7 protein-coding genes are annotated in these 6680 nt (G+C 36.5%); 5 read left to right on the top strand and 2 right to left on the bottom strand.

Annotated elements, in window-relative coordinates; genetic code table 11:
• Positions 1 to 16: 16 nt before the first annotated feature.
• Positions 17 to 805, bottom strand: coding sequence for a hypothetical protein (locus DBR40_RS26090; protein WP_124562669.1), 789 nt, complete (start codon positions 803 to 805; stop codon positions 17 to 19).
• Between the two features lie 216 nt (positions 806 to 1021).
• On the opposite strand from DBR40_RS26090, the gene DBR40_RS26085 reads away from it, so the two are divergent.
• From DBR40_RS26085 to DBR40_RS26075, 3 genes are all read left to right on the top strand, one after another.
• The gene (locus DBR40_RS26085; protein ID WP_124562668.1) at positions 1022 to 1204 is read left to right on the top strand and encodes a hypothetical protein; all 183 of its coding nucleotides are present in this window, start codon (positions 1022 to 1024) and stop codon (positions 1202 to 1204) included.
• A gap of 138 nt (positions 1205 to 1342) precedes the next feature.
• Complete coding sequence (locus DBR40_RS26080; protein ID WP_124562667.1) at positions 1343 to 3013, top strand: S8 family peptidase; 1671 nt, start codon at positions 1343 to 1345, stop codon at positions 3011 to 3013.
• Positions 3014 to 3059: 46 nt separating this feature from the next.
• Positions 3060 to 3311: an FUSC family protein gene (locus DBR40_RS26075; RefSeq protein WP_124562666.1), complete on the top strand. Its 252-nt coding sequence runs from the start codon at positions 3060 to 3062 to the stop codon at positions 3309 to 3311.
• A 15-nt stretch (positions 3312 to 3326) separates the two neighbouring features.
• On the opposite strand, the gene DBR40_RS26070 is transcribed toward DBR40_RS26075, so the two are convergent.
• On the bottom strand, positions 3327 to 4352 hold the full coding sequence (locus DBR40_RS26070; RefSeq protein ID WP_124562665.1) for a S41 family peptidase: 1026 nt from the start codon (positions 4350 to 4352) through the stop codon (positions 3327 to 3329).
• A gap of 450 nt (positions 4353 to 4802) precedes the next feature.
• Between DBR40_RS26070 and DBR40_RS26065 the strand changes: the two genes are divergently transcribed.
• Positions 4803 to 5396: an RNA polymerase sigma factor gene (locus tag DBR40_RS26065; protein ID WP_124562664.1), complete on the top strand. Its 594-nt coding sequence runs from the start codon at positions 4803 to 4805 to the stop codon at positions 5394 to 5396.
• A 66-nt stretch (positions 5397 to 5462) separates the two neighbouring features.
• A complete protein-coding gene (locus DBR40_RS26060; RefSeq protein WP_124562663.1) occupies positions 5463 to 6590 on the top strand; it encodes a FecR family protein in 1128 nt (375 codons plus the stop codon).
• The last annotated feature ends 90 nt before the right edge of the window (positions 6591 to 6680 follow it).

Below are 6680 nucleotides of genomic sequence, written 5' to 3'. Positions count from 1 at the left end.
TATCTTCCTACTCGATTTAATGACCTACATTGTCAAAGTTCTGATAATTCTCTTTCCAGTACTGTGCTATAAATCCCCATTTATAGTCTCTGTATTTCTCAATCATATTGATCGATAGTTTTTGGATTTGAATTTCCTTGCCCTTAAGTATTTTATTAATGTAGATTCCATCTTTAATATTAATGTCGTGGCATTGATTGCCACTAATATTTCCAATTTTTACTGCAGTATAATTTTTTATATAGAACAAATCACTGTCCCAATTCATATCGGCACAGCCACTACGATGGTAAGAGTAGTAATAGTTTGGGTTTCGAATTCTTATGGAGTTAGGGAAGTCCTGAAAATTAACTACCATTTGAAATGTATTTTTCTGTTTATCATAAAGTAGTAAATCTTGTATTCCTGGTACATTGGTGAGGTAATCAATTAGAATGTCTTGATAACCATCGTTGTTGAAATCGATGAATTTTATTTCTGAAGAATAGGTGCTATCCCGATAAACCGTATCTCCTTTATCGTTCATAACAAAAGTATTATATCGGGTCTTACAGTAAGCTGTAAATAAGTGTTTGTTAACGTAAGCACCAACGGAGTTTAAAATTGTATCTTGTTTTATTCGTATAGGTATATTTTCTTTCTGCTCTTTGCTAACCATTTTTGTCTTTGATGGCTCATTGTTTTTCCTTTCTATACAAGCACTATTTAGCAAAATAAGCAATAATATAATAGAGGTAAAAGCTGTTCTTGCTTGTATTGGAATTTGAGTTTCTAATTTGCTGAAAATACTGGATTTAATGGTCATCTGACTTTGCCTATGAAATAATAAAGATAAGGAAAGACAAAGGTTTTTAGCCAGATATTAAAAGCATAGATGCGCGCCTGAATTTTATAGCTTAAGTAAATCATTTGGACGTTTGCACCTAAAAAATAAAAATTACACCAAAGTGTAACCGATATTTAAAACGTGATAATGACCTTTACAGCCAATAAACTGACAGATTAAGATAAAAGCAGGAATATGGAAACGAAAAAGGTACTTAAATTCACTTTGGCGATTGTGGTCATCATTGTTGGTGTAACCTTGTTTAAGCAATTTGATTTTCAAAATTTAAAATTTGAAAAACCGGCATTGGCAGTCGTGTATTGGATCACTTTTATTGGGGCTGTTTATTTTTTGTTCAAAAGCGAAAAGCCTAAATAGGTTAAGGCTTTATTGTTTTTATAACTATTTGCAATGAGTAGCTTCTTATAACATTCAGAACCGTTTCGGACTTTAATTCATTAGTCTTACATTTGTCGCGCAAATTTATTTCAAATAGATTTCGAAATATACCTACCTATGATATTATACGCTCGACATTTCCTGATTGGATTCTTCGCATTTTTTATTTTTCTATCCGCATGCAAGAAAACCGAAATACCTGAAACACCAAAAGTACCAGTTCCTTCAATCCGCATGAATCTGGATAGTACCATTTTGGCAAATGATAGTTTTTTTGGTACAAGGCTTTCTGTTATTATGGAAAATTTTCCTCAAGGTACTTCTGATGCTGTAGAATGGCGTGTGGAAAATCCACGGATTGCTGAAGTAACTACCGAAGGAACTGTATGGCCAAAAGGTGCCGGGATTACTTATGTATTTGCAAAACTGCTTAACGGAAAAGGCGAAGCAAAGTGCAAAGTAATCGTAACTGATGGGAATGACTATAAGTTTAGACTGGTGTTAAAAGATAAAGGGAAATCTGATTACGCTATCAGTAATCCCGAAGCTTTTCTCTCCAGAAAAGCTATTGAAAGGCGTCGCAAGCGAAACATTTCGATTGATGAAAGCGACTTGCCTATATCTAGCGAATATCTTAAAGCTATAAAGGCTGTTGGTGGTGAAATTGTAACCAAAAGTAAATGGTTAAATACAGTTTGCGTAAATGTTCAGGATCAGTTTTTAATTGATAAATACAAAGCTTTGCCTTTTGTTAAGGAAGTGGTTTTAGTTTATGTTGGTAAAAGAAAACAAAAATCAGTTGCTCCGAAATATGTTAATAGTTCACAACCTGGAAACCCAGGCAGTTTAGGTACTTTAATCGATTATGGAGCGGCTGCATTAAACATTACTACGGTAAAAGGAGAAAACTTGCACCAACAAGGTTATAAGGGGGCAGGCATTGATATTGCTGTAATCGATGCCGGTTTCATCGGATTAAAGAATAATCCGGCTTTTAACAATATTCATATTAAAGGCGCAAAATCTTTTGTTTATGAAAATGATGATCCGTACAGTATAGATACGCATGGCGTTTGGGTAACCTCTTGTATGGCTACAAACAAGCCTGGGAAATATGTTGGTACAGCGCCGGAAGCAAATTATTGGTTGCTTAGAACCGAGGATAGTGCTGATGAATACCCGGTTGAAGAAGATTATTGGACAAGCGCCATCGAATTTGCCGATAGTGTAGGTGTAGACCTGGTTAACTCTTCTTTATCTTATACTGACGGATATTCTTATCTCACTAAAAAATATTCTTCAAGCGATATGGATGGTAAAACGGCAATGGCTACGCGGGCTGCTAATCTAGCCTTTAGTAAGGGGATGTTTATTGTTAATTGCGCAGGCAATGAACAAAAATGGGTAGGCACGCCAGCTGATTCACCTAACGTATTAACACTGGGCTCGATCTACAGCAACGGCACAGCAAGTTATTTTACCTCTTGGGGAATGACCGCTGACGGGCGAATTAAGCCTGATGTTATGGCATTGGGAGGAAGTGCCGGTGTAATTAATATTGCTGGAGAGGCTGAGAATAGAAGTGGTACATCATACGCTAGTCCGATTATGTGTGGTTTGATAGCCTGTTTATGGGAAGCCTACCCTGCATTAAGCAATAAAGATTTATTAGAAATTATTCGTAAATCTGCAGATCGCGCTAGTCAGCCAGAATTACCTTTTGGCTATGGTATTGCAGATATGAAAAAGGCCATGGAGCTTGCTAAAATAAGGGCAGGCTCAAAATAAGTTTTGTAGCTAATCAACAAAATAAGCTAATCACCAAATATTAAGCATGGAACAAAAAGCACTTACCGAATTAACAGATGAAGAATTGCTACAGGAAGCGAAAAAAATGAAATCAGCTGCAATAATGAATGGTTTCTTGATTGGATTTCTGGCTGGTGTTATATTTTACAGCTTCATCAAAAACAGTTTAGGTTTTTTTACATTAATTCCTTTGTTTTTTGCCTATAAACTTATTAATAATTCGAAATATAAAAACGAAGAATTAAAACGTATTTTAAAAGAGCGGAATTTGAAATAGCCAATAGTCCGGGCTCTAAACAGTCATTATAAATTTGATTGCCTCCTGAATGTTTTTGTCTAAAAGGAGGTCGTCAAAGTTATCTTGCTTTGAAACAACTATATCCGGAATAATCTGTTCGTAATAATTACCATTTCTATCGCTGTCGTATGAGTTGGTAAGCGCCATGGTAATATCAAAAGGTAATGGCCAAAAAATATTTCCCGTAGTGAAGCCTGCTGTGCTTTCTCCAATGAATGTAGTATTTGCACGGCCTTTAAATGCCAATGCCGTTACTTCACCCGAGCTTCCGGTTAATACACCGGTAATTACGGCAACCTTTGCTTTATCCAGCAATGCTCCGGTAGGGGTAATGTAGGAAATTGATTTAGCATTGTCGATATACCTTCCTTTACTTAACTTAATTTTACTGTCCTGTTTTTTGTTAATATTAAGAGAACCTCCAATATAATGGTCTCCCAAAAAATCGTATAAGGCGAGCAACATCGGCCACGAATTACCTCCTGTGTTAAACCGTAAATCAATAATCCATCCTTCGATTTTATGCTTAGCCTTAACTTCCGCTATCTGGTCATACAGTGGCTGAGCTATTTTATGTATATTTTCTGGGCTGGTATCAAAAAATACCATGCCCGGCATTAAAATGTAGCCATACTTTCCATCAATTACTTTGGCTTCAAAAACTGGCTTGGTATCATATTTCTTTTTCCACTGTGCACTATAGTTGTCTTTTGATATTATTTTCCTCGTTGCCGAGTATTTATCCTGTTTATGGTATACAAGGCAATGTGTTGCTTTTATCTTGTCGAAAAGGGGTTTTGTTTCATTTAGCGAATTTTTAAAATTGCTGTATTGTGCTAAATTCTGTTTAGTCTCCGATTCAACAATAGGCCAGTTAACCGCTTTCTTATGCAGGTATCCAATTTTTAATGCAGAAAAGAGTTCGTCGTAAAATACTTTTATACTATCCTGAGTGGTGGTTTTTTGTGCGTTTACATTAAACGTTAATAAGCAAATTAAAAGCAGAAGCAGATATTTCATGGATAGGTTTTTTACTAAGATGCAGATTTGAAATTGAAGGTTGCAAAATGAAAAATAAAAATCATTAATAATAACATTAGCCATTCATCATCAAAGGCATTTTTTGATAGCAATCAATAAGTAGGAAATAAGTAAAAAGCCCTCTATTGCCATCTAAAAGTAGCTCTGAGATAGATGAGTGGATCTTTTAGGTTCGCTGTCGAAGCGTTTAGGTGGGTCGACGGTATTCTGAGGTAGGTGAGGGGAGCTTTTAGCTCCGGCGGCGGGGTTCGGAGGTACAAAAAGGTATCTCGGAGGTAGGTCGGCAATAGCTTCAGTAGGAACTGTTCAATAAACTGTGTCAAAAATTGTTGAAATAAATGGAATAGGTGTAACAATTATGTTAAATATTGCTATTTTTGATTGCTCTTCTACCTATCCCGGACTATTTGATGTTTTTTAATCCCTGAAATGACCAATACTGGCATCTCATATGCAACTTTAACGGACGATGATCTTTTAATTCATTTAAAAAATGATGATCATTCGGCTTTTACCGAAATATTTAACCGGTATAGCACTTTATTATATGCACATGCTTTTAATAAGCTTCGGAACGAGAGCGATTCGAGAGATGTAGTTCAGGAAATGTTTATGAAAATCTGGCAGAAACGCCAAACCATCGAACAAGGGAATAATTTGTCGGGCTATTTGTTTATTGCCCTCCGCAATGGCATTTTCAATCTCATTAAACATAAGAATTTAGTAAGTGCATACGCCGGTAATTTTTCGAAAGCAAATGCGGATAGCGGAATTTATACCGATACACTGATTCGCGAAAAGCAGTTTGCAGCAATGATTGCAGCAGAAATTGCAAATCTTCCGCCCCGTATGAGGGCCGTTTTCGAATTGCGCAGGCACGAAAATCTATCCAATAAGGAAGTGGCTGCCCGTCTGGGCATCACTGAATCTACTGCTGCCGATCAAATGAAAAAGGCATTACGGATACTAAAAACTAAAATTGGGTTAATCTTAATCATTGTGCATTACCTTAATGTAAAATAATTCTTAATTCTATATCCCCAATCTCTCTTTCACAATTGTATTACTTATATCAAGCTTAATACTCAAATGGAAGAAGAAAAATTCAGGCAGATTTTAGATCGGTATATTGCAGGTGAAGCTACTCCTGAAGAGGAGGTATGGCTTGAGTCTGCCTATATTAATCTGAATAGTAAAGAACTTCCTGTATATACCGAATCATTTTTAGCCGCAGAAACGCAACAGATCTGGAAAATGGTGCAAGCCAATACCAAACCAGTCCGGAAAATAAAATTACATCCCTTGTTTTATGCTGCAGCTGTGCTGGTTGTGATTTCTTTAGCTGGTATTTTAATTTATAACCAAAATCATCCATCCTCATATCTGGCAAGTCTTCCGCCAGCCAAAGATATTAAGGCAGGAAAAGACCGCGCTATTTTGGTGCTGGACAATGGAAAACAAATCGACCTGGATCAAATTGATAATGGTCGTTTGGCTGATCAGGCAGGAGTAAAAATTTCAAAAACTGCCGATGGCCAAATTGTTTACGAAATGCCCACTCAGGTAGCTGTTGATAATAAAATAGCGCACAATACAATTCAAACGCCTGCCGGCGGCCAGTATCAGGTTAATTTGCCAGATGGAACCAGGGTATGGTTAAATGCATCATCGTCGGTAACTTTTGCCACTTCTTTTGCGGCAGAAAGAAGGGTTAAACTTAAAGGAGAGGCTTATTTTGAAGTAAGTAAAATTTCTAATGAGGGTAGGAGGGTACCCTTTACTGTAGAAACTGAAAATCAGAAAATTGAGGTTTTAGGTACACATTTCAATGTAAATGCCTACATCGATGAAATAGCAACGAAAACAACTTTGCTTGAAGGAAGTGTTAAGATTAACGATGCTGTGATGTTAAAACCTGGCCAGCAAGCCCGTGGAAATGGCGAAACGATAAAAGTTTTAAACGTAAATGCCGAGAACTTTATCGATTGGAAAAATGGTGATTTTATTTTAGAACATAACGATTTTAGGTCGATTATGCGAAAAATTTCCCGCTGGTACGATGTGGAGGTTGTTTATAGTGATGATGCACCTAAAAAATTAAATCTTGGAGGTTGGATTTCGAGATCAAAAAATATTTCGTCCGTTTTAGAAGTAATGGAAGAGACAGGAAAAGTTCACTTTAAAATTGAAGGAAGGAGGATCACGGTAACCAGATAATATAATTATACGTGGCCCTAAAATAAAAAGCCAAAGGTGGTGGAACACCTCTGGCCAAAGTTTTTAGCGCTAATAAATCAATCGACTGAC

It is taken from the genome of Pedobacter sp. KBW01, assembly GCF_003852395.1.
Taxonomy (GTDB): Bacteria; Bacteroidota; Bacteroidia; order Sphingobacteriales; family Sphingobacteriaceae; genus Pedobacter.
Note: the sequence above shows the minus strand (reverse complement) of the source record. Positions and strands in the feature narration are given on the sequence as shown.